This window comes from Staphylococcus condimenti (assembly GCF_001618885.1).
Lineage (GTDB): Bacteria > Bacillota > Bacilli > Staphylococcales > Staphylococcaceae > Staphylococcus > Staphylococcus condimenti.
The window spans coordinates 2534989-2559652 of the sequence record NZ_CP015114.1; the positions used below are offsets into that span (position 1 = coordinate 2534989).

Annotated in this window: 27 protein-coding genes, 1 pseudogene and 1 riboswitch; of the genes and pseudogenes, 25 read left to right on the top strand and 3 right to left on the bottom strand. The window is 33.9% G+C overall.

The window, feature by feature from the left end; genetic code table 11:
- Window positions 1–149: 149 nt before the first annotated feature.
- The 10 genes from A4G25_RS12170 to A4G25_RS12215 all read left to right on the top strand — a co-directional run bounded on the left by A4G25_RS12170 (window position 150) and on the right by A4G25_RS12215 (window position 8320).
- Window positions 150–581 (top strand): single-stranded DNA-binding protein, encoded by a 432-nt coding sequence (locus A4G25_RS12170; RefSeq protein WP_047132356.1) that lies wholly within the window; start codon window positions 150–152, stop codon window positions 579–581.
- A 528-nt stretch (window positions 582–1109) separates the two neighbouring features.
- A complete protein-coding gene (locus tag A4G25_RS12175) occupies window positions 1110–1745 on the top strand; it encodes a transglycosylase family protein (protein WP_047132357.1) in 636 nt (211 codons plus the stop codon).
- A 212-nt stretch (window positions 1746–1957) separates the two neighbouring features.
- Entirely contained in the window at window positions 1958–2632 is a 675-nt protein-coding gene (locus A4G25_RS12180) for a transglycosylase family protein (RefSeq protein ID WP_047132358.1), read from the top strand.
- Window positions 2633–2838: 206 nt separating this feature from the next.
- On the top strand, window positions 2839–3528 hold the full coding sequence (locus A4G25_RS12185; RefSeq protein ID WP_047132359.1) for a transglycosylase family protein: 690 nt from the start codon (window positions 2839–2841) through the stop codon (window positions 3526–3528).
- 110 nt (window positions 3529–3638) lie between these two features.
- Window positions 3639–3736, top strand: a riboswitch (TPP riboswitch).
- Between the two features lie 66 nt (window positions 3737–3802).
- On the top strand, window positions 3803–4489 hold the full coding sequence (tenA, locus tag A4G25_RS12190) for a thiaminase II (RefSeq protein WP_047132360.1): 687 nt from the start codon (window positions 3803–3805) through the stop codon (window positions 4487–4489).
- Window positions 4486–5307, top strand: a complete 822-nt coding sequence (gene thiD / locus A4G25_RS12195) for a bifunctional hydroxymethylpyrimidine kinase/phosphomethylpyrimidine kinase (protein WP_047132361.1) — start codon at window positions 4486–4488, stop codon at window positions 5305–5307. Before tenA ends, thiD begins: the two co-directional genes overlap by 4 nt.
- Complete coding sequence (gene thiM, locus A4G25_RS12200; RefSeq protein ID WP_047132362.1) at window positions 5300–6094, top strand: hydroxyethylthiazole kinase; 795 nt, start codon at window positions 5300–5302, stop codon at window positions 6092–6094. Before thiD ends, thiM begins: the two co-directional genes overlap by 8 nt.
- On the top strand, window positions 6095–6733 hold the full coding sequence (gene thiE / locus A4G25_RS12205) for a thiamine phosphate synthase (protein ID WP_047132363.1): 639 nt from the start codon (window positions 6095–6097) through the stop codon (window positions 6731–6733). It abuts the gene before it with no gap.
- An 88-nt stretch (window positions 6734–6821) separates the two neighbouring features.
- Window positions 6822–7697, top strand: a complete 876-nt coding sequence (gene yidC, locus A4G25_RS12210) for a membrane protein insertase YidC (RefSeq protein ID WP_047132364.1) — start codon at window positions 6822–6824, stop codon at window positions 7695–7697.
- Between the two features lie 110 nt (window positions 7698–7807).
- The gene (locus A4G25_RS12215) at window positions 7808–8320 is read left to right on the top strand and encodes a GNAT family N-acetyltransferase (RefSeq protein WP_047132365.1); all 513 of its coding nucleotides are present in this window, start codon (window positions 7808–7810) and stop codon (window positions 8318–8320) included.
- A 90-nt stretch (window positions 8321–8410) separates the two neighbouring features.
- Here the strand turns inward: A4G25_RS12215 and A4G25_RS12220 are convergent, their stop codons facing one another.
- Window positions 8411–9058 (bottom strand): HD domain-containing protein, encoded by a 648-nt coding sequence (locus tag A4G25_RS12220; RefSeq protein ID WP_047132366.1) that lies wholly within the window; start codon window positions 9056–9058, stop codon window positions 8411–8413.
- A gap of 24 nt (window positions 9059–9082) precedes the next feature.
- Window positions 9083–10563, bottom strand: a pseudogene (cls, locus tag A4G25_RS12225) (cardiolipin synthase).
- A 164-nt stretch (window positions 10564–10727) separates the two neighbouring features.
- Here cls and csoR point away from each other — a divergent pair.
- The 5 genes from csoR to A4G25_RS13120 all read left to right on the top strand — a co-directional run bounded on the left by csoR (window position 10728) and on the right by A4G25_RS13120 (window position 13977).
- Window positions 10728–11021 carry a copper-sensing transcriptional repressor CsoR gene (csoR, locus tag A4G25_RS12230; RefSeq protein ID WP_015900833.1) on the top strand — a complete coding sequence of 98 codons (294 nt, stop codon included), beginning with the start codon at window positions 10728–10730 and terminating at the stop codon, window positions 11019–11021.
- An 11-nt stretch (window positions 11022–11032) separates the two neighbouring features.
- Window positions 11033–11239 (top strand): putative copper chaperone CsoZ, encoded by a 207-nt coding sequence (gene csoZ / locus A4G25_RS12235; RefSeq protein WP_047132367.1) that lies wholly within the window; start codon window positions 11033–11035, stop codon window positions 11237–11239.
- A gap of 14 nt (window positions 11240–11253) precedes the next feature.
- Window positions 11254–11463, top strand: a complete 210-nt coding sequence (locus A4G25_RS12240; RefSeq protein WP_047132368.1) for a copper ion binding protein — start codon at window positions 11254–11256, stop codon at window positions 11461–11463.
- A 96-nt stretch (window positions 11464–11559) separates the two neighbouring features.
- A complete protein-coding gene (locus A4G25_RS12245) occupies window positions 11560–13761 on the top strand; it encodes a heavy metal translocating P-type ATPase (protein ID WP_047132369.1) in 2202 nt (733 codons plus the stop codon).
- A 75-nt stretch (window positions 13762–13836) separates the two neighbouring features.
- A complete protein-coding gene (locus A4G25_RS13120) occupies window positions 13837–13977 on the top strand; it encodes an Lmo0850 family protein (protein WP_165380001.1) in 141 nt (46 codons plus the stop codon).
- A gap of 79 nt (window positions 13978–14056) precedes the next feature.
- Here A4G25_RS13120 and A4G25_RS12250 read toward each other — a convergent pair whose 3' ends face one another.
- Complete coding sequence (locus A4G25_RS12250; RefSeq protein WP_047132370.1) at window positions 14057–15268, bottom strand: FtsW/RodA/SpoVE family cell cycle protein; 1212 nt, start codon at window positions 15266–15268, stop codon at window positions 14057–14059.
- Between the two features lie 256 nt (window positions 15269–15524).
- Here A4G25_RS12250 and A4G25_RS12255 point away from each other — a divergent pair, with 256 nt between their 5' ends.
- The 10 genes from A4G25_RS12255 to A4G25_RS12300 all read left to right on the top strand — a co-directional run bounded on the left by A4G25_RS12255 (window position 15525) and on the right by A4G25_RS12300 (window position 24589).
- Window positions 15525–16595, top strand: a complete 1071-nt coding sequence (locus A4G25_RS12255; protein ID WP_047132371.1) for a D-alanine--D-alanine ligase — start codon at window positions 15525–15527, stop codon at window positions 16593–16595.
- Between the two features lie 12 nt (window positions 16596–16607).
- Window positions 16608–17972, top strand: a complete 1365-nt coding sequence (locus tag A4G25_RS12260; protein WP_047132372.1) for a UDP-N-acetylmuramoyl-tripeptide--D-alanyl-D-alanine ligase — start codon at window positions 16608–16610, stop codon at window positions 17970–17972.
- A gap of 340 nt (window positions 17973–18312) precedes the next feature.
- Window positions 18313–19836 (top strand): degradosome RNA helicase CshA, encoded by a 1524-nt coding sequence (gene cshA, locus A4G25_RS12265; protein WP_047132373.1) that lies wholly within the window; start codon window positions 18313–18315, stop codon window positions 19834–19836.
- A gap of 240 nt (window positions 19837–20076) precedes the next feature.
- Complete coding sequence (locus A4G25_RS12270; RefSeq protein WP_169923500.1) at window positions 20077–20466, top strand: PH domain-containing protein; 390 nt, start codon at window positions 20077–20079, stop codon at window positions 20464–20466.
- Entirely contained in the window at window positions 20459–21931 is a 1473-nt protein-coding gene (locus A4G25_RS12275) for a PH domain-containing protein (RefSeq protein WP_047132375.1), read from the top strand. The genes A4G25_RS12270 and A4G25_RS12275 overlap by 8 nt, the downstream gene beginning before the upstream one ends.
- Window positions 21921–22421, top strand: coding sequence for a PH domain-containing protein (locus A4G25_RS12280; RefSeq protein WP_047132376.1), 501 nt, complete (start codon window positions 21921–21923; stop codon window positions 22419–22421). The genes A4G25_RS12275 and A4G25_RS12280 overlap by 11 nt, the downstream gene beginning before the upstream one ends.
- 1 nt (window position 22422) lies before the next feature.
- A complete protein-coding gene (acpS, locus tag A4G25_RS12285; protein ID WP_047132377.1) occupies window positions 22423–22776 on the top strand; it encodes a holo-ACP synthase in 354 nt (117 codons plus the stop codon).
- 63 nt (window positions 22777–22839) lie between these two features.
- Window positions 22840–23994 (top strand): alanine racemase, encoded by a 1155-nt coding sequence (gene alr, locus A4G25_RS12290; protein WP_047132378.1) that lies wholly within the window; start codon window positions 22840–22842, stop codon window positions 23992–23994.
- An 80-nt stretch (window positions 23995–24074) separates the two neighbouring features.
- Window positions 24075–24242 carry a type II toxin-antitoxin system antitoxin MazE gene (gene mazE, locus A4G25_RS12295; protein WP_015900820.1) on the top strand — a complete coding sequence of 56 codons (168 nt, stop codon included), beginning with the start codon at window positions 24075–24077 and terminating at the stop codon, window positions 24240–24242.
- Window positions 24239–24589, top strand: coding sequence for a type II toxin-antitoxin system PemK/MazF family toxin (locus tag A4G25_RS12300; RefSeq protein WP_082107871.1), 351 nt, complete (start codon window positions 24239–24241; stop codon window positions 24587–24589). The genes mazE and A4G25_RS12300 overlap by 4 nt, the downstream gene beginning before the upstream one ends.
- The last annotated feature ends 75 nt before the right edge of the window (window positions 24590–24664 follow it).

Genomic DNA, 24664 nt, shown 5'->3' on the forward strand with positions numbered 1-24664 from the left:
TTAAAATACTAATACTAGTATAGCTCAAAAACTGAAAAAAATTCAGTTGATAAGTAAAAAATGACCAGAAAAGTACTTTAATAAGTTCATTTTTACGTTTTGACTAAAAATAATGAAGTGAATATGATATATACATAGGAGGTGAAAAATTGTTAAATAAAATCGTAATTGTAGGACGATTAACTCGTAACCCTCAGTTAGCAGAAAAGGAGGGGAGTGAAATTGCCAGTTTTAGTGTAGCCACAGAAAGAAATTATAATTATCAAGGTCAAACACAGCAAGCTGTTGATTATATTTTTTGTAAAGCGTATGGAAAGATAGCAATCAATATTGCTAAATACACTAAAAAAGGATCTCTTGTGGGTATTACGGGTCACATGCGTTCTTATAAGTATGAAAAAGATAAACAAACACATTTTATGACTGAATTAGTTGTTGAAACAATCAAATTTATTTCAAATCCAAACTCTAATGAAAGTTCCTCTTCAAATCAACCTACTATAACTGATGACTTTGAAGGTAGCCCTGCCTTACAAGACCATCAGTTGCTCTCAGTTACAACTGATCCTCAAAATCAGTAGATAATATCCTATCTAAATGAATCATCCCAAATTCTTAAAGCATAAACTCTAAATATTATTCACATATTCATAGCTATTCTTAACTTATCTCAATCAAAGATGTAAATTCACATTATTTCATTCATTCTAATTCTCAATTTATATGAAAATACTCATCCAGACTCTGCATATTAATTATGTGGGGTCTTTTTTAGGTATTGATTTTAGAAAAACAACTAAATTTCAAAGAAATTCAGTGTGAATTTTGGTGTAAAAATAAACTAAAACACAATTAAATTATCTGAATAATTACATGAATATTACATAGTTACAAACTTGTTTCTTGCGATAGAGACTATTATGAAGGTTTATAATTAGACCGTTAGCCACCTAATTAAATTGAATTAGCGTAATTTAAGCGTAAAAGACAGAAGGTTTTTTTTATTTGCCTGTAACCTACACTGCTATTTCAGATGATATAGTTATAACTGCAAATTGATGATATTAATCACGCGAAAAAACAATTACCTTATAGGAGGAATTTCAGAAATGAAAAAATTATTAGTAGCTTCATCAGCATCAGCAGCATTATTCGCAGTAGGAGTAGGCGCAAACGCACATGCAGCCGAAGATAACAATGTAAATCAAGATCAATTAGCTCAAACAGCTTTAAATAATCCACAACAATTAAATGATGCACCTGTTCAAGAAGGTGCTTATAATATCGCATTTGACAACTCAGGGTATAACTTCAACTTTAACTCAGATGGTACTAACTGGAGCTGGAGTTATAATGCAAACGGAGCAGCTCAACAAGCACCAGCACAAGAAACTACACAACAACAAGCACCAGCAGCTCAACAAGCACCAGCTCAAGAGCAAACTCAACAACAACCAGCACAACAATCAGCACCAGCACAACAATCAGCTGATTCTGGTTCAAACGTACAAGTTAACGATCACTTAAAAGCAATTGCTCAACGTGAATCAGGTGGCGACATCCATGCTGTAAACGCATCATCAGGTGCAGCAGGTAAATACCAATTCTTACAAACTACTTGGGATTCAGTAGCTCCAGCAGAATATCAAGGTAGACCAGCATCAGAAGCTCCTGAAGCAGTACAAGATGCAGCAGCTCAAAAATTATATGACACAGCTGGCCCAAGCCAATGGGTAACTGCATAAGTTAGAGACTTATTATATTTGAATATTAGCAATTAATTCGAGAGCGGATTATCATTCTATGGATGGTAATCCGCTTTTTGTTTGTAATATTCATGTAAAATTTGATACATACTATTTATATTGTTGTAACCTATGATAACTTTTTTGGTGCTATTATGAATACAGCAAATTAATCATATAAACTTTTTACCTTATAGGAGGATTTATTTTAAATGAAAAAATTATTAGTAGTATCATCAGTAGCCACTGCCGCATTCTTAGCAACAGGAGCAGCTTCACATAACGCTCACGCAGCAGAAGTAAGCCAATCAGAACAACAATTAGCTGAAACAGCTCTTAATAACCCTTCAGAATTAAACCAACACCCTGTACAAGCAGGTGCTTATAATATTGATTTCGTATATAACGGTAACGAATTCCACTTTGAATCAGATGGTTCTAACTGGAGCTGGAGCTACAATGCAACATCAGCTTCTAACTCATCAGTTCAACCAACTCAAGCAACAACTACTCAAGCTGCACCAGCACAACAAGCAGCTCCAGTAGCACAACAACAATCAGCACCAGCTCAACAACAAACTAAATCTTACAATACACAAGCACAATCATACAGTGCACCTGCTCAAGCTTCATCAGGTTCATCTGTTAACATTCCTGCTCACTTGCAATTAATTGCACAACGTGAATCAGGTGGTAATATTCATGCAATTAACCCATCTTCAGGTGCAGCAGGTAAATACCAATTCTTGCAAACTACTTGGGATTCAGTTGTAGATCCTCAATGGAGAGGTGTTTCACCAGCAAGTGCTCCAGAATCTGTACAAGATGCAGCTGCAGTTAAATTATATAATGGCGGCGCTGGTGCAGGTCACTGGGTAACAGCTTAATTTATTAAACTAAAATTAATTGTTTTACATCCAAAAAGCGGACTCCGTTCTTATTTTAAGAATGGAATCCGCTTTTTTGTAATACATACGTAACGAATGAAACATAACATTTATATTATTGTAACCTATGTTATTGTACTAAATGCTATTATAGTTGTAGCGAATAAATCATATATGTAATTACCTTATAGGAGGATTTTTATTAAATGAAGAAACTTTTAGTGACATCATCAGTAGCGGCAGCAGCATTTTTAGCAACAGGAGTGGCATCACATAATGCGGATGCAGCTGAGTTAAATACAACAGAACAAGCTAAATTAGCGGAAACAGCATTAAATAATCCTGCAGAATTAAATCAACATCCTGTACAAACAGGTGCATATGATTTTGATTTTGAATACAAAGGTTATGAATTCCATTTCGAATCTAATGGTACATATTGGGAGTGGAGTTATGTAGCAGTTGGAACTGTTCAACAACCAGTTCAATCAACTTCTAAAGCAGTTTCAGTTCAACAACAAGCAGCTCCAGTAGCTCAACAAACTCAAACTTATAATACACAATCATACAATAATACAAATTATAGCTATAACACACAATCAACTAGCTATACTGCACCAAAACAATCATATACAGCATCAAATTCAGGTAGCTATGGAAATATTCCAGCAGCATTACAAGCAATTGTATACCGTGAATCTCGTGGTGATATTCATGCAATTAACCCTTATTCAGGTGCAGCAGGTAAATATCAATTCCTACAAACTACTTGGGATGCAGTTGCTCCAGCAGGTTGGAGAGGCGTAAACCCAGCTAGTGCTCCTGAACATATTCAAGACCAAGCAGCTCTTACTTTGTGGGATAATGGTAATGGTGCAGGACACTGGGCATATTAATTTAAACTTCAGTCGAGACTTTTGTCTCGGCTTTTTTGTTTATAACCCTTTAACATTGCATAACACTAAGGGGTTTGATACATTTAAATTGTATTAAAAACTAAACTTTATAAAACTGCTAGGGGCGCCTGACGGCTGAGATAGTTTGACTAGACCCTTATAACCTGATTTGGTTCGTACCAACGTAGGAAAGTAGTATATTCAGAATAAAGATTCTAAATATTAAACTGCATTCCTACGAAGGTTTGCAGTTTTTTTATTGGAGGATTTTGAAATGAATTTTGCAGAAACATTAGAGAGAGATGCACAGCCGATTATTGATGAAATTTATCAAGATCATTTTATCCAAGAACTTTTAAAAGGTGATATTGAAAAAGAAGCTTTACGCCAATATTTACGAGCAGATGCTTCTTACTTAAGAGAGTTCGCAAATATTTATGCATTATTAATACCGAAAATGCCGGATTTAGAAAGTGTCCGCTTTTTAGTTGATCAAATTCAATTTATAGTAAATGGTGAAGTAGAAGCACACGAATATATGGCTGATTATATCGGTGAAAACTATAATGAAATTGTACAAAAAAAGGTTTGGCCGCCTAGTGGTGATCATTATATTAAGCATATGTACTACAATGTATATGCGCATGAAAATGCCGCATATGCAATTGCTGCAATGGCACCATGCCCATATGTTTATGCAATTATTGCAAAACGTGCAATGAAAGATCCGAATTTAAATAAGTCCTCGATTTTAGCAAAATGGTTTGAGTTTTATAACACAGAAATGGACCCATTAATTGAAGTACTAGATGATTTAATGAATCAATTAACAGCAAATATGTCTGAAACTGAAAAAAATGAAGTGAGAGAAAATTATTTGCAAAGTACAGTACATGAATTGAACTTTTTTAATATGGCTTATACAAGCGAAAAATGGCAATTTGGAGGAGAAAGAGTATGAATAAACCTAAAATAGCTTTAACAATTGCTGGTACAGACCCTACAGGCGGAGCGGGTGTAATGGCAGATTTGAAATCATTCCATGCTTGCGGAGTATATGGAATGGCTGCAATTACAAGCATTGTTGCCCAAAACACAAAAGGGGTCCAACATATTCATAATTTAGATATTACGTGGTTAAAAGAACAATTAGATAGTGTTTTTGATGATGAATTACCACAAGCAATTAAAACAGGAATGATTGCAACGAAAGAAATGATGGAATTGATTCGAAGTTATTTAGAAAAACATCCAGAAATTCCATATGTAATCGATCCAGTTATGCTAGCTAAAAGCGGAGATTCATTGATGGACGATGCAGGTAAGCAGGCTTTACAAGAAATATTATTACCGCTTGCTGATGTTGCAACTCCGAATTTACCAGAAGCTGAAGAAATCGTTGGATTCAAGCTTGATTCTGAAGAAGCAATCAAAAAAGCAGGAGATATTTTTATTAATGAAATAGGCAGTAAAGGTGTTGTCATAAAAGGCGGTCATATTGAAGATGAAGATATTGCCAAAGATTATCTCTTTACAAAAGATGGGTTAGAAGTATTTGAAAGTGAACGGTATGATACTAAACATACACACGGGACAGGTTGTACTTTTTCAGCAGTGATTACTGCCGAATTAGCTAAAGGAAAAACAATTTATGAAGCTGTTAAAAAAGCAAAAGACTTTATTGCTTTAAGCATTAAATATACTCCTGAAATTGGCCAAGGAAGAGGACCAGTTAATCATTTTGCGTATATGAAGAAAGTAGGGTTAGATGATGAATAATATTTTAGATCAAATTAGAACTGAACACCCGCTTGTTATTTGCTATACCAATGATGTAGTAAAGAACTTTACAGCAAATGGCTTGTTAAGCCTAGGTGCCAGTCCAGCTATGAGTGAAGCACCACAAGAAGCTGAAGACTTTTATCCTGTAGCTGGCAGTGTCTTAATTAACATTGGAACTTTAACAAAACACCATGAGCATGCGATGCTAGCAAATGCCAAGATAGCTAACGAAACCGAAACACCCCTAGTATTTGATCCTGTTGCTGTAGGTGCTTCAAAATATAGAAAAGACTTTTGTAAATACTTTTTGAAAAAAATTAAACCAACTGTGATAAAAGGAAATGCTTCAGAAATTTTAGCATTAATTGATGATACAGCAACCATGAAAGGTACAGATAGTGCTGATAATTTAGATGTTGTAGATATTGCAGAAAAAGCATATAAAGAATATCAAACTGCTATTATACTAACTGGAGAAACAGACGTTATTGTTCAAGATGACAAAGTTGTAAAATTAAGTAACGGTTCTCATTTTCTTGCTAAAATTACAGGCGCAGGATGCTTATTAGGTGCAGTTGTAGGTGCTTTTTTATTCAGAAATACGCATCCTTCAATTGAAACTTTGATTGAAGCTGTTTCAGTTTATAACATTGCAGCTGAACGTGCGGAACAACTTAGTGACAGCAAAGGCCCGGGAACATTTTTAACACAATTTATCGATGCGCTTTACCGTATTGATTCAGATGCAGTTGCAGAAAATTGCAACTTAGAAGAGGTGAAATAAGTGTTTCAATCTAAAGATTTAAATGTCTATTTTATTTGCGGGACCCAAGATATACCAGAAGGCAGAACTATTCAAGAAGTTTTGAAAGAAGCTTTAGAAGGCGGTATCACGCTTTATCAATTCCGAGAAAAAGGAAATAGCGCAAAAACCGGACAGGATAAAGTTGATCTTGCAAAAGAATTACAGGCTCTATGTAAATCTTATAATGTTCCTTTCATTGTTAATGATGATGTCGCTTTAGCAGAAGAAATTGATGCAGACGGTATTCATGTTGGGCAAGATGATGAAGCGGTGGATGAATTTAAAAGTCGTTTTGAAGGAAAAATCATTGGATTAAGTATTGGTAATTTAGAAGAATTAAATGCTTCTGATTTAACATACGTTGATTATATCGGTGTTGGACCAATTTTCGCTACGCCTTCAAAAGATGATGCAAGCGAACCAGTAGGTCCAAAAATGATTGAAACGCTTCGTAGACAAGTAGGAGAAATGCCGATCGTAGCAATTGGTGGAATATCATTAGATAATATGCAAGACATCGCAAGAACATCAGCAGATGGTGTTTCTGTTATTTCGGCGATCGCAAAAAGCCCACATGTTACAGAAACTGTACACAATTTCTTACAATATTTTAAATAGTTAAGGGTTTCACATATTTTTGTTTTCTACCTCTCGCGGATTATGGTAAAATTATTTTTATGTGAATAATACCAATAGAGGTGGAAAAATGAAGAAAAAAGCATTATTACCTTTGCTTTTAGGGATTATGGTTTTTCTTGCTGGTTGTGATTACTCAAAACTAGAGAATCGCACAGGCTTTTTTTATAATACATTTGTAAAAAATATGGATAACATAATTCACTGGCTAGGTTCTAGTTTTAATAATGATTATGGATTAGCAATTATCGTATTGGTACTCGCTATTCGTATTATTGTATTGCCGTTTATGTTATCGAACTATAAAAATAGTCATATGATGCGTGAGAAAATGGTAATTGCAAAGCCAGAAATGGATGCAGTTAAAGAAAAAGTACAACGCGCTCGTACGCAAGAAGACAAAATGGCTGCTAACCAAGAAATGATGGAAGTTTATAAAAAATATGACATGAATCCGATGCAAAGCATGTTAGGATGCTTGCCGATGTTGATTCAAATGCCGATTATTATGGGATTATTCTTTGTATTAAAATACCCATCACCCGGCGGTATTACTGAGCATTCTCATTTCCTATGGTTTAATTTGTCAAAACCTGATATTTGGATAACAATTATTGCAGGTGTTTTATACTTTTTACAAGCATATGTGTCAACATTCAGTATGCCTCCTGAACAAAAACAAATGAGTTATATGATGATGATTATCTCACCAATCATGATTATTTGGGTAGCGCTAAGTTCAGCTTCTGCACTTGGTTTATACTGGTCAGTGAGTGCAGCATTCTTGATTGTACAAACGTATATTGCGAATGCTTATTATTCAAAAAAAGCTAAAGAAGAAGTAGCGCCAATGATAGCTGCTTATGAAAAAGAACATGGCAGTGCAGGTAACTCTAAATCTAAAGGTACAAAAGTAGTTTCTAAGAAAAATAAAAAGAAAAAATAATCGATCGTAAAGAGGATCAGTTGTAATATAAAAGTTGCAGCTGATTTTCTTTATTTTCAATGAAATAGGGAATAAATTTGAAAAGGGTTATTTTATAGGAGGGGCAAAAAATGAAAATTGTTAAAGTAACAACTGACGATATTAAAGAATTACAAACAATCAGTTTTAGAACATTTGATGATACTTTTAGAGAAATGAATCACCCAGACAATTTGAAAGATTATCTTAATAAAGCTTTTACCTATGATAAATTACAACGAGAATTAGAACACCCCAACTCATATTTTTACTTTTTATACGACAATGATAAGGTCGTAGGATATTTAAAATTAAATGTGGGTTCAGCACAAACTGAAGACATTGCATCAGATTCTTTAGAAATAGAAAGACTTTATATTTTAAAAAATTATCAAAATTACGGATATGGCAAAAAACTAATGAATTTTGCAATTAATTTTGCCGTTGACGAAAATAAGAAGAGTGTTTGGTTAGGAGTATGGGAAAAAAATAAAAAGGCAATTGAATTTTATAAACACTCAGGTTTTAAAAAAGTTACAGAACATAAATTCCAAATGGGCGATGAAACACAAACTGATATCATAATGGCTCATTCCTTAAAATAATAAAATGATTGATAAAATAAGCCCCTATAAAGTTGACACTTAAAAAGTGAAACTTTATAGGGGCATTACTAATTCAAAAAAACTTTCAATTTAATTTGTGAAATCCCATTCTTTAAAGAATTGAGCAACGAAATATTCCATAAAGCGATGGCGTTCTTCAGCAATAGCTTGTGCTGTTTCAGTATGCATTAAATCTTTCAATTTAAAAAGTTTATCATAAAAATGTTTGATTGCTGAGGGAGAATAATCATCTAAGTCATATTCGCCTGAAATATTATCAGGTATTTCTCCAACCCACATAGGTTCATTAAAATGACCAGCAAATTGGAAAGTACGCGCAATACCAATTGCACCGATTGCATCTAAACGATCTGCATCTCTCACAATATAACCCTCACGTGACATTTCAATATCATTGTTTTTACCGCTTCTGTAACTCATATGTTCTATAATTTCTAGAACTTTATTCTTAATTTGAGATGAAACATCGATTTTATCTAAAAAAGCATTTAAATCTTGATAAGCCTTGTTTTCATCTGTAAGTTTCGAATCTACTGTATCATGCAGCAAGGCTGCCATCTGTATGATGTAAGGATTTCCACTACCTTCTTGTTCTGCTATGAATAACGCCATTTTGACAACACGCATCACATGTTCAATGTCATGTCCTGTTGCATCTTCGCTGTGATGAGCTTTCATATAATTTTCTGCTTCTTTTAACTGTTGATATTGATTCATTTAATTGATAATTCTCCTTTAATCTTACAAAATAGGTGAAATGAGATAAGAGATACCTTCTTTGAATTTTACCCAAAGACTACGGTTTTCGTATTTTTCAATTGTGAATTGGGCACTTTTTTCTAAATCCTTATTGAACTGTTCACTCAACTGTATTGCTGTAGATTGATCATAAATAAAAGCGTTAACCTCAAAATTAAGCGTGAAGCTGCGATGATCCATATTCGTTGTTCCGACACTTGCTACTTCATCATCAATGACCATCATTTTAGAATGTAAAAAGCCGTTTTCATAATGATAGATTTTAACTCCTGAAGCTAGTAATGAGGCTACATTTTTTGAGTAGCCCAATAAACAAATGGATGATCCGGTTTATTCGGAATCATAATCGTTACATCCACACCGCCTAAAGCAGCAATTGAAACAGCATCTAAAAAGGCTTGGTCTGGAATAAAATATGGAGTCTGAATTTTAATGTATCTTTTAGCTGAAGTTATCATTTTCAAATAACCATACTTAATTTGTTCCCAATCTTCATCAGGACCACTTGAAGCAATTTGAATACCAGTTGATTCACCTGTATCAATATCTGGGAAATAGCGGTCTGAATAAGTGATATTATGGCGTTTAGCTTGAGAATTCCAATCTAAAATAAATCTAAGCTGCAACGCATTGACCGCATCACCTACAATACGAAGGTGTGTATCTCTCCAATATCCGAATTTTTTAGACATACCCAGATATTCTTTTCCAACATTAAAACCACCTACATAACCAATGACACCATCAATCACTACAATTTTTCGATGGTTGCGGTAATTAAGACGGAAATTAATTAAAGGTAATTTAGAAGGAAAGAAGGACTCAACTTGTCCGCCTTTTTTTCTGAATTCATCAAAGTCTTTTAGAGTTAAACCTCTAGAACCCATATCATCATAAAGCATTTTTACTTCAAGACCTTCTTCTAATTTGTCTTCTAATGCTTTAAGTACACGTTTGCCTAAAATGTCATTACGGAAAATGTAATACTCAATGTGAATATAGGATTGTGCGTTTTCAATATCTTGAATTAAAGCTTCGAACTTTTCTTTACCATCATTATAAATAGTCAACGCATTATCTGTAGTTAAGAATGCTGAATTATTATAAAGCAGCATTTGAACCATAGACTTATGTTTGACAATAACGTGATTTCCTTTTGAGAATTCATCATTTTTTAATGCTTCTGCTTGTTCTTGAACAATCATTTCTAATCCTGTTTTATCTTCTTCATTGATTTTGAAAATATGTTCTCTTTGAATTTGTCTGCCAAACAAGAGATAAATGATAAAGCCAAAAATAGGAAGGAAAGCTAAAACGAGCAGCCAAGCCCAAATGGACCCAGGAGATCTGCGTTCTAAGAAAACAATTGTAAAGCTGAAAAATAAGTTCAAAATAAATAGAGCGATTAAGATAATATTGAAAACCAGGTTTGTTTGCTGCACCAGCATTTCGAGATAATACATATTTTTAAACCTCCGAATTATCAATAACAACGAGTTTTTACCCGGCTAATATTGTTTCTAATGCTTTTTATTGTAACACAGCTAAATCGGAATAGGTATAGGTTGACGTATACCTCACTAGGGTATATGATGATGTTGAAAGCGATATGAACGGAGGTTTTAAAATGACCGAAAATGACAAAGCACATCATTCAGAACAAATTAAGTCCAACTTGAAAGCAAGACTCAACCGTATTGAGGGGCAAGTCAGAGCAATTAACCGAATGATTGAAGAAGATGTTTATTGTGATGATGTACTTACACAAATCCGTGCAACACGTTCAGCCTTGAACAGTGTAGCAGTACGATTGCTTGATCACCATATGAAAGGTTGTATCATGCATAAAGTTGAGGATGGTCACGCTGAAGAAGCAATGGAAGAATTGCTTGTTACCGTTCAAAAATTAATTAAAGATTAAAGGAGATTATTATGCAAAACAGTGTAATTAAAATTGATGGAATGGAAACTGAAGAAGAACAGCATAAATTACATCAACATCTTATAGAAATGACAGGTGTAACTGCAGTACAAGTAGATTTGGATTCAAATGAAATCAAAATCAGTTACGAAACACCTGTAAATCTCAATAATCTTGAAAAAGAAATCTATGATGCGGGTTATCAAATATTAAATTAAAGGAGTGTTTATAAATGGAAGAGAAACAATTAAAAGTTGAAGGTATGAGTTGCGGACATTGTAAATCAGCAGTTGAATCAGCAGTAGGTAAAATTGAAGGTGTCGATAATGTCAATGCAAGCCCAGAAAATGATACAGTAGATGTGAAGTTTAATGGAGAAGCAAATGTATTATCTGAAATAGAAAAAGCAATTTATGATGCTGGATATGACGTTGTAAAATAAGTTGAATAATATAAATAGGCAAGTTCTCTATTTTAAAAAGAACTTTGCCTTTATTTTTAAAATGAAATATACCCTTGTAGGGTATAAGGAGTGAGGATGTTGGAAAAAGCGGAATTTAAAATTTCAGGTATGACGTGTGCTGCATGTTCTACAAGGATAGAACGCGTTTTAAATAGAACTGAAGGCGTTGATAGTGCCAACGTCAATTTGGTAACTGAAAAAGCAGCGGTTGATTTTAACGGCAATGATATCGATATAAATGAAATCTTTGAAAAAGTAAAAAATTTAGGATATGAACCCATTGCGATTGAAACGGCTGAAGAAACACAAAAAAGAAAGAAAAAAGAATTAGATAAACAAAAATATAAATTCATCGTATCTCTTATTTTATCAATACCGCTCATTTATACCATGGTGGGGCATTTTAGTTTTCTAAGTTTCTTACCGTTACCTCATTTTATGGTGCAACCTTGGTTCCAATTTATTTTAGCGACACCAGTCCAATTTATATTAGGATGGCAATTTTATAAAGGGGCATACAGTTCATTGAGAAATAAGAGTGCCAACATGGATGTGCTTGTTGCACTTGGTACTTCAGCGGCTTATTTCTATAGTATTTATTTAGCCATTATTCATTATGGTGAGACACATATTCCTTTATATTTTGAAACAAGTGCAGTCTTAATTACTTTAATCTTGTTAGGTAAATATTTTGAAGCTAAAGCTAAAGGCCATGCGAGTGATGCGATTAATAAATTGTTATCGCTGCAAGTTAAAGAAGCACGTGTGGAAAGAGATGGAGAAGCGGTTGAAGTTCCTGTAGACCAAGTTCAAAAAGGTGATATCTTGCTTATTAAAAGCGGAGAATATATTCCGCTAGATGGTGAAATTGCAGAAGGAGATACGAGTATAGACGAATCTATGCTGACTGGAGAAAGTATCCCTGTTGATAAGGAAAAAGGTGATCAAGTGATTGGTGCAACGCTTAATCACGGTAACTTTATTAAAGTTAAAGTCACTCAAACGGGCGATGATTTAGTTTTAAATCAAATTATTCGTATTGTGGAAGAAGCACAAGGTGAAAAACCAAACATTCAACGCCTAGCTGATAAAATATCTGGTATTTTTGTGCCGACAGTATTAATGATTGCACTAGTTGTCTTCATTATTTGGTTCAGTTTGGTTACACCACTTAATTTCCAATCTAGTTTAGAAGTTTTCATCGCTGTAATTGTGATTGCTTGTCCATGTGCATTAGGCCTTGCAACACCGACATCGATTATGGCAGGTTCTGGTCGGGCAGCTGAATTAGGTGTTTTATTCAAATCTTCAGAAGCATTAGAACAAACTCAAAATGTGAATACTATTGTATTTGATAAAACAGGTACTTTAACAGAAGGACACCCTACAGTTTTTAAAGTGATCGATAATACAGACAATCAGCAATTCGGAACACTTGTAAAGAGTATGGAACAACAATCAGAACATCCACTTTCTCAAGCTATTACAGAATATTATGCAGATACACCTTCAGTTATAGTCGAACAATATCAAACGCATGCAGGTAATGGTATAAGCGGCGAAATTAATGGTCAAAATATTCAAATTGGTTCTATCAGTTTTATTCAACCTAAGTTAGACGAGTGGGATGATCAACTTGAAAAAGATATAGAAGGTTTGCAAAAACAAGGAGCCACTGTTGTCTTAGCGGCAATTGATAGTAAATTTGCCGGCATGATTGCTTTAAGAGATGAACCTAAAGAAACAGCTAAAAATCTTATTCATCAATTACGCGATGAATATGAAATCATTATGTTAAGCGGTGATACACAAACGACAGCTGAAACTATTGCTGGTGAATTAGGTATCAAGCACGTAATAGCTGGTGTTAAACCAGATGATAAAGCAAATCAAATTGGACTTCTGCAAGATGAAGGCAAGAATGTCATGATGGTCGGTGATGGTATTAATGATGCACCTGCTTTAGCTAAAAGTAATATAGGCTTAGCTATGGGTACGGGTTCTGATATAGCGATTGAAGCGGGCGATATTATGATTGTCGGCGGAGATATCCAAAAAGTAGATATTGCACTTGATATGAGTAAGAAAACGCTGAAAAATATTAAAGAAAATCTGTTCTTTGCATTTTGTTATAACGCAGTAGGTATTCCAGTAGCAGCGTTCGGTTTATTAGCGCCTTGGATAGCTGGAACAGCGATGGCTTTCAGTTCAGTTTCTGTCGTACTCAATGCTTTGCGTCTTCAAAAAGTTAAATACCAGAAAAATTTACAAAAATAATGTAGTAAATGAATATTTTTTGGGGTAGAATAAAAGTAACTTATATATAAGTAATTCGAAGATGGGGTGAACATAATGAATAATAGTACAGATAAATTACGTAATGTCGTTCAGTTATTGTCTTCGCTCGGTGTTAATATTAAGAAAACTAAATCACGCTTAGAGATTATGCACACGTTACCCAATACATCCGTAGCAACACCAAAGTTAAAATAATATTATTTCAACCCGAAAAAAACAGGTTATCAGACAACATTCGATTGAATGTTTTGCTCTGATAACCTGTTTTTTAATTTCAATTTGGTTTAGTTGTTTTTGAACGTAATAAATCTGGTTGATAAGGTGTAGGCTGATGATAGTAAATTGATAAAACGATACCAATACCTACCATTAAACTCCAAAGCGAGCTTCCTCCATAACTGATGAATGGAAGCGGAATACCTGTGATAGGCAGTAATTGTATTGTCATACCCATGTTTTGAACTGCATGGAATAAAATTAATGATACGAATCCGATGATATACGTTTTATTATAAATATTGTCTGTTTTACTTGCTAATCTTACAAGATGGAAAAGTAAAATTAAGAAAACGATAATAACAGCAACTGCACCGATAAAACCGAATTCTTCTCCAATTACAGAGAAAATGAAGTCTGTATGGTTTTCTGGTATATATACTTCGCCATTATTTAAGCCTTTACCAAATAATTGTCCAGAACCGATTGCTTTTAGCGATTCAGTCAAATGGTAACCATCACCAGAACTATAAGCGTAAGGATCAAGCCATGAAGCAATACGGCCTAATTGATAAGTTTTAATGCCAAAGCCGCTTTCTATCAGTGAGGGTTTATATATAATGGAAAGAATAAAGAATCCGCCTACAAACATGATTGTAAGAAAAATAGGTGCTAATATTTTCCAAGTAATACCGCTGACAATGAAAACACCGACGATAATTGCGAGACAAACCAAAGTTGTTCCTAAGTCGTTTTGTAATAAAATAAGAATCATTGGCAAAGCAGAGACTAATAAAATTTTCATGAAGAGCTTAAAGTCAGATTCTAGTGACTTATTAAATGTGTATTTATTATGTCTCGATACGATTTTAGCTAACGCTAATATCAAGATGATTTTCATAAATTCAGAAGGCTGGATACTGATTGGTCCGAAACTATACCAACTTTTCGCACCATTTATAATGGGTGTGATAGGTGTTTCTGGTAAAACCAATAATCCTATTAATAAGATACAAACGATAAAATACAATGTATAAGTGTATTTCATGATGCGTTTAGGTGAGATTAACATAATTGCAAAGGCGATAATGCCACCAAGTATGTAATATAGAATTTGACGGATACTGAAATTAGCACTGTATTGACCGCCGCCCATAGCAGATTGAATAAACAATACACTGATAGCAGCCATTACGATTAAAATACCGATCAGTACCCAATCGATACGCCGCAGCCATGATTTGCTGGGCTTTTGACGTGTTGCTTTCATTGGTAAGTTCCCCTTTTAAATTGCTATTTCTTTTTTCTTTAGTATATACCTTTATTTAAAAAGATAGAATCGTCGTTGTTGATATTTTAAAAATCATTATAACTCAAACTATAGCATATTTGCGTTTTAACCTGTACCTATATATAGTCTATCGGCTATTAAAAGTTTGTGAATTCAAATTTACTCAGCTATCACATGCAATCTGGTTTAAAATCGTGATAAAATAAAGTTTAACAATGCGTTTGGAGGAAAGAATATGGCTAAAGAAAACATATGCATCATTTATGGTGGAAAAAGCGCAGAACACGATGTATCAATTTTAACTGCGCAAAATGTATTAAATGCAATCAATAAAGATGACTATCAAGTTGACATCATTTATATCACGAATGATGGTGCTTGGAAGAAAAAAGATGACATTACTGAAAATGTGGAAGATGTAGAAAGTTTACGTCTAGAGGAAGTTGAAGAAGGTGAAATATCTAACTTGCTCACTAACAGCAGTTCAGGTCAGCCATATGCAGCAGTATTCCCATTGCTACACGGTCCAAATGGAGAAGACGGTACAATCCAAGGTTTATTTGAAGTGCTAGACTTACCATACGTAGGAAATGGTGTGCTAGCTGCTTCAAGTACAATGGACAAATTAGTCATGAAACAATTATTTGCTCACAGAGGATTACCGCAACTTCCGTATGTCAGCTTCTTAAGAAGTGAATATGAAAAGTACCAAAGCAATATTTTGAAACTGGTAAAAGACAAATTAGAATTTCCAGTCTTCGTTAAACCAGCGAACTTAGGATCAAGTGTCGGAATCAGTAAATGTAATAACGAAGAAGAATTGAAATCTGGTATTGAAGAAGCTTTCCAATTCGATAGAAAATTAGTAATCGAACAAGGTATAGAAGCTCGAGAAATTGAAGTAGCTGTATTAGGAAATGACTATCCAGAAACAACACAACCTGGAGAAGTAGTGAAAGATGTTGCTTTCTATGATTACAAATCTAAATATTTAGATGGGAAAGTGCAGCTATCAATTCCAGCTGACTTAGATTCAGAAGTGCAAACGACTTTACGTAACATGGCTGCTGAAGCTTTTAAAGCAACAGATTGTGCGGGACTTTTACGTGCAGACTTCTTTGTAACTGAAGATAACCAAATCTTTATTAATGAAACAAATGCTATGCCAGGATTTACACAATACAGCATGTATCCAAGTTTATGGGAAAACATGGGCTTATCTTATGTAGATTTGATTACGAAATTAATTGAACTTGCTAAAGAGAAACATGTTGAAAAACAAAAAAATAAATACAAAATTGATTAAGGTAGTGCTTTTATGATTGATGTGACATTAAAACAAATTAAAGAATGGATTCCATGTGAGATAGACGATCAATATTTACAACATAAAATACACGGCGTATCAATTGACTCTCGACATATAGATGAAAATAACTTGTTTGTGCCGTTTAAAGGTGAAAATACAGATGGGCACCGATTTGTTGAACAAGCTTTAGAGGACGGAGCAGGCGCATCATTTTATCAAAAAGATGTTGAATTAGACCATGATGTAAATGGTCCGATTATTTGGGTCGATGACACGTTATTGGCTTTGCAAGAATTAGCCAAAGCATACTTAAAACATGTTAATCCAAAAGTGATTGCAGTAACTGGCTCAAACGGTAAAACAACTACGAAAGATATGATTGAAAGTGTTTTAAAACCTGCTTTCAAAGTAAAGAAAACACAAGGTAACTATAATAACGAAATTGGCATGCCGCTTACCATTTTACAACTTGATGAAGATACAGAAATTTCTATTTTAGAAATGGGAATGTCTGGTTTTCATGAAATTGAATTGCTGTCAGAAATAGCGCATCCGGATATTGCAGTAATTACCAATATCGGTGAATCACACATGCAAGATTTAGGCTCAAGAGAAGGTATTGCACGTGCTAAATTTGAAATTGTTTCAGGACTAAAACCAAATGGTGTCTTTATTTATGATGGCGATGAACCTTTATTAAAACCTCATGTTGAGACGTTAAAAGATACTGAATCTATCAGCATTGGTCTAGCTCAAGATAATAGTGTGGTTTGTCATGTCGAACAACATGACGCAATGGGGATAGCTTTCAGTTTAAATACAAATGAACATTATCAAATTCCGATTTTAGGTACACATAATATGCGTAACGCTGCAATTGCGATTTCGATTGGAAAAATACTTGGACTTTCATATGAAGCAATTCAAGAAAATATTTCAAAAGTGAAACTGACAGGTATGCGTATGGAATTACATCGTACAGATTCAAATATCTCAGTAATCAATGATGCGTATAATGCAAGTCCAACAAGCATGAAAGCTGCAATTAATACTCTATCAGCAATGGAAGGACGTAAAGTTCTGATTTTAGCTGATGTCTTAGAATTAGGTGAGAATAGTGCTGAAATGCATGCTTCAGTCGGCGACTATTTACAAGGTAAAGGCATTAATTTATTGTTGACGTTTGGTGATGAAGCGGTTCATATTTATGAAAATGGTAAAGTGAACGTAGATGAGGCTTATCACTTTAACAATAAAAAAGAATTGATTGATTTTATTACACAACATGCACAAGCTGAAGATAAAATTTTAATCAAAGGATCTCGCGGTATGAAATTAGAAGAGGTCTCAGATGCTTTAATTCATAACAATTAAAAAAATTATAAATATAAGTTAGTAAGATGATAATAGCTTTAACTACAGTAATTCTTATCATTTTACTAACTTTTTTATATTAACATTGAAAATTGCTTCGTTGCTATAATAGGCGCTAGGTGGTATTATATAGAAGTTGATGAAAATTAAAGACAAGGTGGGGGCGGGTGCTCGTCGTTATTAGATATTTTATAAAAATAACGAAAATATTTGAAATTTGACCGCTCATTTTTTATCGTTTTTTTAGATGAAAAGTAAGCTTATAGATGACGTATATCGACCGAATTGAAGAGCACACGATCATCAAAGTCGTCTCGACCATATATAAAGGAGAATTAATTTGCAAAAATTTAAAGATTTAGGTGTTTCAGATAAAACAGCCGAAACACTTGGTAATATGGGTTTTGAAGAACCGACTCCAATCCAAACAGATAGTATCCCTTACGCTTTACACGGATTAGACATCTTAGGACAAGCACAAACAGGTACTGGTAAAACAGGTGCATTCGGTATCCCATTAATAGAAAAAGTAGTAGATAAAGAAGGCGTGCAAGCATTGATTTTAGCTCCGACACGTGAGTTGGCAATGCAAGTTGCAGAACAATTAAGAGCTTTTAGTCGCGGACAACGCGTTCAAGTTGCGACAGTATTCGGTGGTATGCCGATTGGACGTCAAATCAAAGCCTTGAAAAAAGGACCGCAAATTGTGGTAGGTACACCAGGTCGTGTTATTGACCATTTAAATCGTCGTACTTTGAAAACAGACGATATTAAAACATTGATTATTGATGAAGCAGATGAAATGATGAACATGGGATTCATTGATGATATGAGATTTATTATGGATCATCTTCCATCTGAAGATAGACAAACAATGTTGTTCTCAGCAACAATGCCAAAAGCAATTCAAACGCTTGTTCAACAATTTATGAAATCACCAAAAATTGTTAAAACAATGAATAACGAAATGTCAGATCCTCAAATTGATGAATATTATACAATTGTAAAAGAACTAGAAAAATTTGAAACGTTTACTAATTTCTTAGATGTACATCAACCTGAATTGGCGATTGTATTCGGTCGTACAAAACGTCGTGTAGATGAGTTGACAAGTGCATTAATTTCTAAAGGTTATAAAGCAGAAGGCTTGCATGGCGACATTACTCAAGCAAAACGTTTAGAGGTATTGAAAAAATTCAAAAATGATCAGATTGACATTTTAGTTGCAACAGATGTTGCTGCACGTGGATTAGATATCTCAGGTGTCAGCCATGTTTATAACTTCGATATTCCTCAAGATACTGAAAGTTATACACACCGTATTGGTCGTACAGGTCGTGCTGGTAAAAAAGGTATCGCTGTTACATTTGTGAACCCGATTGAAATGGATTATATCCGTCAAATCGAACAAACAAATGACCGCCGCATGAGAGCTTTACGTCCTCCGCACCGTAAAGAAGTGTTGCGTGCGCGTGAAAATGATATTAAAGAAAAAGTTGAAAAATGGATGTCTCAAGAGCATTCAGAACGTTTGCAAGATATCTCTTCTCAATTGTTAAATGAATATAATGACGTAGAACTTGTATCAGCTTTACTTCAAGAATTAGTTGAAGCAAATGATGAAGTAGAAGTACAATTGACATTTGAAAAACCGCTTGCTCGCAAAGGTGGTCGCCATAACGGAAAAGGCCCACGCAGAAGCGGTAAACCAAATAAACGTTCAAACAATAAATTTGATAATAAAAACCGTCGCGGCAAAGGTAACAAAGGCGGTAAAAATAATAGCGGCAAAAAATTTAAAAATGACAAAAAAGATCATAAAAAACCAATCAAAGGACGTACATTTGCTGACATGCAAAAATAGTTAATTGGTTTATAAATGGTAAAAAGCATTGGTTCGAAATTATCGAATCAGTGCTTTTTTTGTTTTAAAAATAAATTATAAAATTCTCCAAATTTGTTTCGGTTATTGTTAGAATATGACTATATGTATAAATAATTTATGATAGGAGCGGGCAACTTAATGGAATACAAACAGCAAAGTCCTAGAAAAGTTTTGGGTTATTATTATTTAAGTTTCATTTTAAGATTTTTGATAACTTTAATGATAGCACTAGTTTTCTGTGGCTTGACTTATTATTTTAATTGGTCGCCATGGGTCATATATTGCTTTGGTATATTACTACTGCTGCAAGTACTATTTTATGCTGTTCAACCATGGGTTTTATGGCAGCATAGATATTTCACTCTATCTGATAACCACATTATAATCATTAATACATTCTTTTTTAAAAAAGAATCAGTCATTAAGTTGGATAGAGTTCAATATTTAGAACGTAAAACAGGTCCGTTATTAAATCGATTCGGCTTATGTAAAAATTATATCGTGACAGCTGGTCATGAGATTATACTTCCATTGGTTAATGAAGATACAACAAAAGAAATGGAAGAATATTGTATGGATTACTTAGAAAAGGTAGATGCAGATGTTTAAACCAGAAAAATTACATCCTATTTCTTATTTGTCAGGTTTAATTAAAACAATAAAACAAAATTTTATTGTAATCATTCTTTTTTTTATCAATATTAAAGATTTTCACTTTGCTGATTTTAAACAATACATTTGGCCTGGTATTTTGCTTATTTTATTTATAGTTTCATTTATTATCAATGCAGCAAAAGTTTTTACTACGAGGTATTGGATTGAGAATAATCATTTCATCGTTACACATGGTGTATTTAATAAGAAGCGGAAAGAGTTAGATATACAACGTATACAATCTGTCGATACGTCACAAGATATTGTGAATAGAGTGTTTGGCGGCTTGATTTTAGAAATAAAAGTGCCGAGTGACAGTATAAAGCTTGAGATTGTGTCTAAAGCGCAGAGTGAATATATCGAACAGCAAATTAAAAAAGTTCAAAACTCAATTGATATGACAGAAGATATTGATAGTGAGAATGAAGCAGAGCATAACCAAAATCAAAAAACAATTTATCGTTTGTCCTTAAAAGAACTTACTCTAATGTCATTAACGAGTGGTTCTATTGTGATTGCAATACTAACAATTATGCCGATACTCGGGAGTTTACAAAGCGTTATACCATGGGATCATATTTTTAAGCAATTTCAACACATTGCACAAGCTGCTTATATTACAACAATAATACTTATTGTATTCGGTTTGTTGATTGCTTATATCATCGGTGTAATTATTGAATTTACAAGATTTTATGGTTATACGTTAAAAGAAGAGAATCATCAATTAAAAATTAAACATGGATTACTGAATGTGAAAAGTCTGACAGTCCCTACAAAACGTATTCAAGCTGTAGTTGAAAAGCAGTCATTCTTTCGCAGAATACTAGGGTATACATCGATTTATTTTGTAATTACAAGTGATGGTATTAATACAATGGAAAGTGAATCTGCTTCTGGACAAGTTGTGATACTTCCTTTTATGAAACGAGAAAAAACATACGAAATGCTGCATTATTTAGTTCCCTCTCTAAGTTTTCAATCTGTTGAGACAGGTTTGCCAAAAGGTGGTATTCGACGTAATGCTCAAATCAGTGGTGGAATTATACTTATTGCTGGAATAGCAGGATATTATTTTTGGAATGCCTGGGCTATGATAATTGCATTATTATTAATTGTACTCGTAATTATTAATAGTATTATAACTGTGAAGTATTCAGGATTGCATATTTCTTCTGATGAATTAACACTGAAACATTCTCAATTAATTCGTACACGCTATTTTTACACAAGTAAAAATAAACTTGTTGGGTTTGAGAAAAGACAAAATCCATTTTTAAGAAGGGCGGAACTTGCTCATTTTAATTTTATTGCAGCAAAAGGCGCAGGAAGTCTAAATATAGGCTTGCGCTTCGTCCAAAATAATAAAGCAGATGAACTGGAAAATTGGTACTTGAAGGAGGGGAATTATGAAGCTTAATCGTATGTCTCCCAAAGGAAAAAAAGTGCTGGTTATCGGTGCAGTGATACGTACGGTAATCATTGCGGTATGTTTAATTGCTGCTTTAGTAATTGATCATTTGTGGTTGCATTGGCTAAGCGATACACCTTTTAAAATTACTTGTGTGATTGTAGCTGTACTTATTGCCATACAAATTATAGGAGATTGTATCATGCGCCCATGGTTAATGAATCGGCAACATGGTTATTTATTGAAAACACATTCTATTACTGTCCAAGAGGGCATGTGGTTTGTAAAACATTTGAAAATTCCATTGTTTCGTATTCAAAATGTAGATATAGAAGAAGGATGGTTGATGCGTAAATATCAACTTGCGACTTTGAACCTTTCGACAGCTGGCGGTAATGCAGAAATTATATTAATCGATAAAACAACAGCGCAACAAATTATGAATAATATCAAACATTCTTCATTAAATATAAGCGAAGAATCAGAAGTGGGTGAATAAGTTGATATATGGTATTGGAATCGACTTAATTGAGATTAGTCGAATCAAAACATTGCTAAAACGTCAAAAAAAGTTGCCTGAGCGTATTTTGAGTAAAGATGAATTAACTAAATTTGAAAACTTTTCTCATGAACAACGGCGGGCTGAATTTTTAGCAGGACGTTTTGCGTGTAAAGAAGCATTCAGTAAAGCTTTAGGAACAGGTTTAGGAAAACATGTAAGTTTCCAAGATATTAATTGTCAAAATGATGAATTAGGACGTCCTTTTATTCAGTTTGAAGGATTTAAAGTACATGTCAGTATTACTCATACTGAAAATTATGCCGCGAGTCAGGTGATTCTTGAGAAAATGTAATATAATAATAGTATTGTTGAATTAAACTGAAAGAATCGGTTTAAAATAAAGGAGTTGAAGATCATGGCGGATAAATTTTATCGGCCTACGTATCTTAAGGTAGATTTAGAAGCAATATTAAAAAACTATCAAGTACTAGGCAAATTACAACCCAATAAAATAGTGATGCCAGTAATTAAAGCGAATGCTTATGGTATGGGAAGTGTAAATGTCGGCCACTATTTAAAAGAAAACGGGGTTGAATTTTTCGGCGTTGCCACTTTGGATGAAGCAATTGAATTAAGAATGCACGGAATTGATACGAAAATATTAATCTTAGGCGTTGTAATGCCTAAAGATATTAATAAAGCAATCCAACATCGGGTTGCTTTAACAGTACCTTCATACGCATGGTTGGAAGAAGCAATTAAATATCTTGATGACGATTTAGAAAAAGATTTATGGCTGCATGTCAAAATCGATACAGGTATGGGACGTTTAGGTGTAAAATCAGCAGACGACTATCAAAAAGTGGTTGATTTAATACAGTCACATGAACATTTGATTTTTGAAGGTGTATTTACACATTTTGCACAAGCTGATGAAGACAGCCCGCATACAAAAGAACAATATGAAATATTTGAAAACTGGGTGAATTCAATTTCTCATCCGCCTTATGTACATGCACAAAACTCTGGAGGTACCATTTTGTTTGATGCACCTATTTGCAATATGGTGCGAACAGGTATTTCGTTATATGGTTATTATCCATCTGAATATGTTGAACAACAGACACATGCTGAATTGTATCCTTGTGCTGAATGGGTGACAGAAATCGTTGATGTTAAGCATTTAGAAATAGGCGATACTGTAAGTTACGGTTCCACTTATACCGCAGAAAAAGCTGAAAAGATTGCAATTTTACCTGTCGGTTATGCAGATGGTTTTCCACGAATGATGCAAGGAACTAATGTAGAAGTGAATGGACAGCAATGTACGATTATCGGTCGTGTATGCATGGATCAAATGATGATTGTATTACCTGAAAATGAAGCGTTTAATGTCGGGGACAAAGTGACATTGTTAAATCGTGAACATAACGGTCCGCAATCATTATTATCTTTTGCAAAACAACAGCAAACTATTAATTATGAAGTGCTTTGTCGCATCGGAAGACGTGTTCCAAGAATATATGAGCCGGAAAAAGTATTTGATATTGTTAACGAATTGCAAAAATAGTATGGTCAGGTATTTTGAAATTTGTTATTATAAGTTTGAATATTAAATTAGTATTTCTTTAATTCTTGGAGGTCTTACTCATGTCAACTTTTAATCAGAATAGAAGTTATAGTTTAGAACAGTCACTGAAAGAAGGCTATGCACAGATGGCTGACTTAAATCTCTCCCTCGCAACGGAGGCATTTTCAGTAGAATGTGAAGCCTGTGATTGCAATGAATCATATTTAGCTTTTGACAAGGATGAATGATGAGGAGAGGCGATGTTTACTTAGCTGATTTATCGCCAGTGCAAGGTTCTGAACAAGGGGGAGTTAGGCCTGTTGTAATTATACAAAACGACACTGGAAATAAGTATAGTCCAACAGTCATTGTAGCTGCAATGACTGGACGGATTAATAAAGCAAAAATTCCTACTCATGTTGAAATTGAAAAAAGTAAATATAAATTGGACAAAGATTCAGTTATTTTACTAGAACAGATAAGAACAGTCGATAAAAAGCGACTTAAAGAAAAACTGACATATTTATCAGACGAAAAGATGAAAGAAATTGATAATGCGATTCAAATCAGCTTAGGCTTGACACATCGCAATTAATTGGAATTCAAACAACAATTAAATTACAAAAGGTTGAGGCAAGATATGAATGTTGCCTTACAACTTTGTTCAGAC

What these genes read in the sequence shown, in the direction of transcription:
- A4G25_RS12300 (WP_082107871.1), top strand. Translation starts at nt 24,239, where the DNA reads ATGATGAGGAGAGGCGATGTTTACTTAGCTGATTTATCGCCAGTGCAA.
- A4G25_RS12255 (WP_047132371.1), top strand. Translation starts at nt 15,525, where the DNA reads ATGGCTAAAGAAAACATATGCATCATTTATGGTGGAAAAAGCGCAGAA.
- mazE (WP_015900820.1), top strand. Translation starts at nt 24,075, where the DNA reads ATGTCAACTTTTAATCAGAATAGAAGTTATAGTTTAGAACAGTCACTG.
- A4G25_RS12260 (WP_047132372.1), top strand. Translation starts at nt 16,608, where the DNA reads ATGATTGATGTGACATTAAAACAAATTAAAGAATGGATTCCATGTGAG.
- A4G25_RS12220 (WP_047132366.1), bottom strand. Translation starts at nt 9,058, where the DNA reads ATGAATCAATATCAACAGTTAAAAGAAGCAGAAAATTATATGAAAGCT.
- A4G25_RS13120 (WP_165380001.1), top strand. Translation starts at nt 13,837, where the DNA reads ATGAATAATAGTACAGATAAATTACGTAATGTCGTTCAGTTATTGTCT.
- A4G25_RS12250 (WP_047132370.1), bottom strand. Translation starts at nt 15,268, where the DNA reads ATGAAAGCAACACGTCAAAAGCCCAGCAAATCATGGCTGCGGCGTATC.
- A4G25_RS12240 (WP_047132368.1), top strand. Translation starts at nt 11,254, where the DNA reads ATGGAAGAGAAACAATTAAAAGTTGAAGGTATGAGTTGCGGACATTGT.
- A4G25_RS12270 (WP_169923500.1), top strand. Translation starts at nt 20,077, where the DNA reads ATGATAGCACTAGTTTTCTGTGGCTTGACTTATTATTTTAATTGGTCG.
- csoR (WP_015900833.1), top strand. Translation starts at nt 10,728, where the DNA reads ATGACCGAAAATGACAAAGCACATCATTCAGAACAAATTAAGTCCAAC.
- thiM (WP_047132362.1), top strand. Translation starts at nt 5,300, where the DNA reads ATGAATAATATTTTAGATCAAATTAGAACTGAACACCCGCTTGTTATT.
- A4G25_RS12275 (WP_047132375.1), top strand. Translation starts at nt 20,459, where the DNA reads ATGTTTAAACCAGAAAAATTACATCCTATTTCTTATTTGTCAGGTTTA.
- csoZ (WP_047132367.1), top strand. Translation starts at nt 11,033, where the DNA reads ATGCAAAACAGTGTAATTAAAATTGATGGAATGGAAACTGAAGAAGAA.
- A4G25_RS12280 (WP_047132376.1), top strand. Translation starts at nt 21,921, where the DNA reads ATGAAGCTTAATCGTATGTCTCCCAAAGGAAAAAAAGTGCTGGTTATC.
- alr (WP_047132378.1), top strand. Translation starts at nt 22,840, where the DNA reads ATGGCGGATAAATTTTATCGGCCTACGTATCTTAAGGTAGATTTAGAA.
- A4G25_RS12185 (WP_047132359.1), top strand. Translation starts at nt 2,839, where the DNA reads ATGAAGAAACTTTTAGTGACATCATCAGTAGCGGCAGCAGCATTTTTA.
- A4G25_RS12215 (WP_047132365.1), top strand. Translation starts at nt 7,808, where the DNA reads ATGAAAATTGTTAAAGTAACAACTGACGATATTAAAGAATTACAAACA.
- yidC (WP_047132364.1), top strand. Translation starts at nt 6,822, where the DNA reads ATGAAGAAAAAAGCATTATTACCTTTGCTTTTAGGGATTATGGTTTTT.
- A4G25_RS12180 (WP_047132358.1), top strand. Translation starts at nt 1,958, where the DNA reads ATGAAAAAATTATTAGTAGTATCATCAGTAGCCACTGCCGCATTCTTA.
- thiD (WP_047132361.1), top strand. Translation starts at nt 4,486, where the DNA reads ATGAATAAACCTAAAATAGCTTTAACAATTGCTGGTACAGACCCTACA.
- A4G25_RS12245 (WP_047132369.1), top strand. Translation starts at nt 11,560, where the DNA reads ATGTTGGAAAAAGCGGAATTTAAAATTTCAGGTATGACGTGTGCTGCA.
- tenA (WP_047132360.1), top strand. Translation starts at nt 3,803, where the DNA reads ATGAATTTTGCAGAAACATTAGAGAGAGATGCACAGCCGATTATTGAT.
- A4G25_RS12175 (WP_047132357.1), top strand. Translation starts at nt 1,110, where the DNA reads ATGAAAAAATTATTAGTAGCTTCATCAGCATCAGCAGCATTATTCGCA.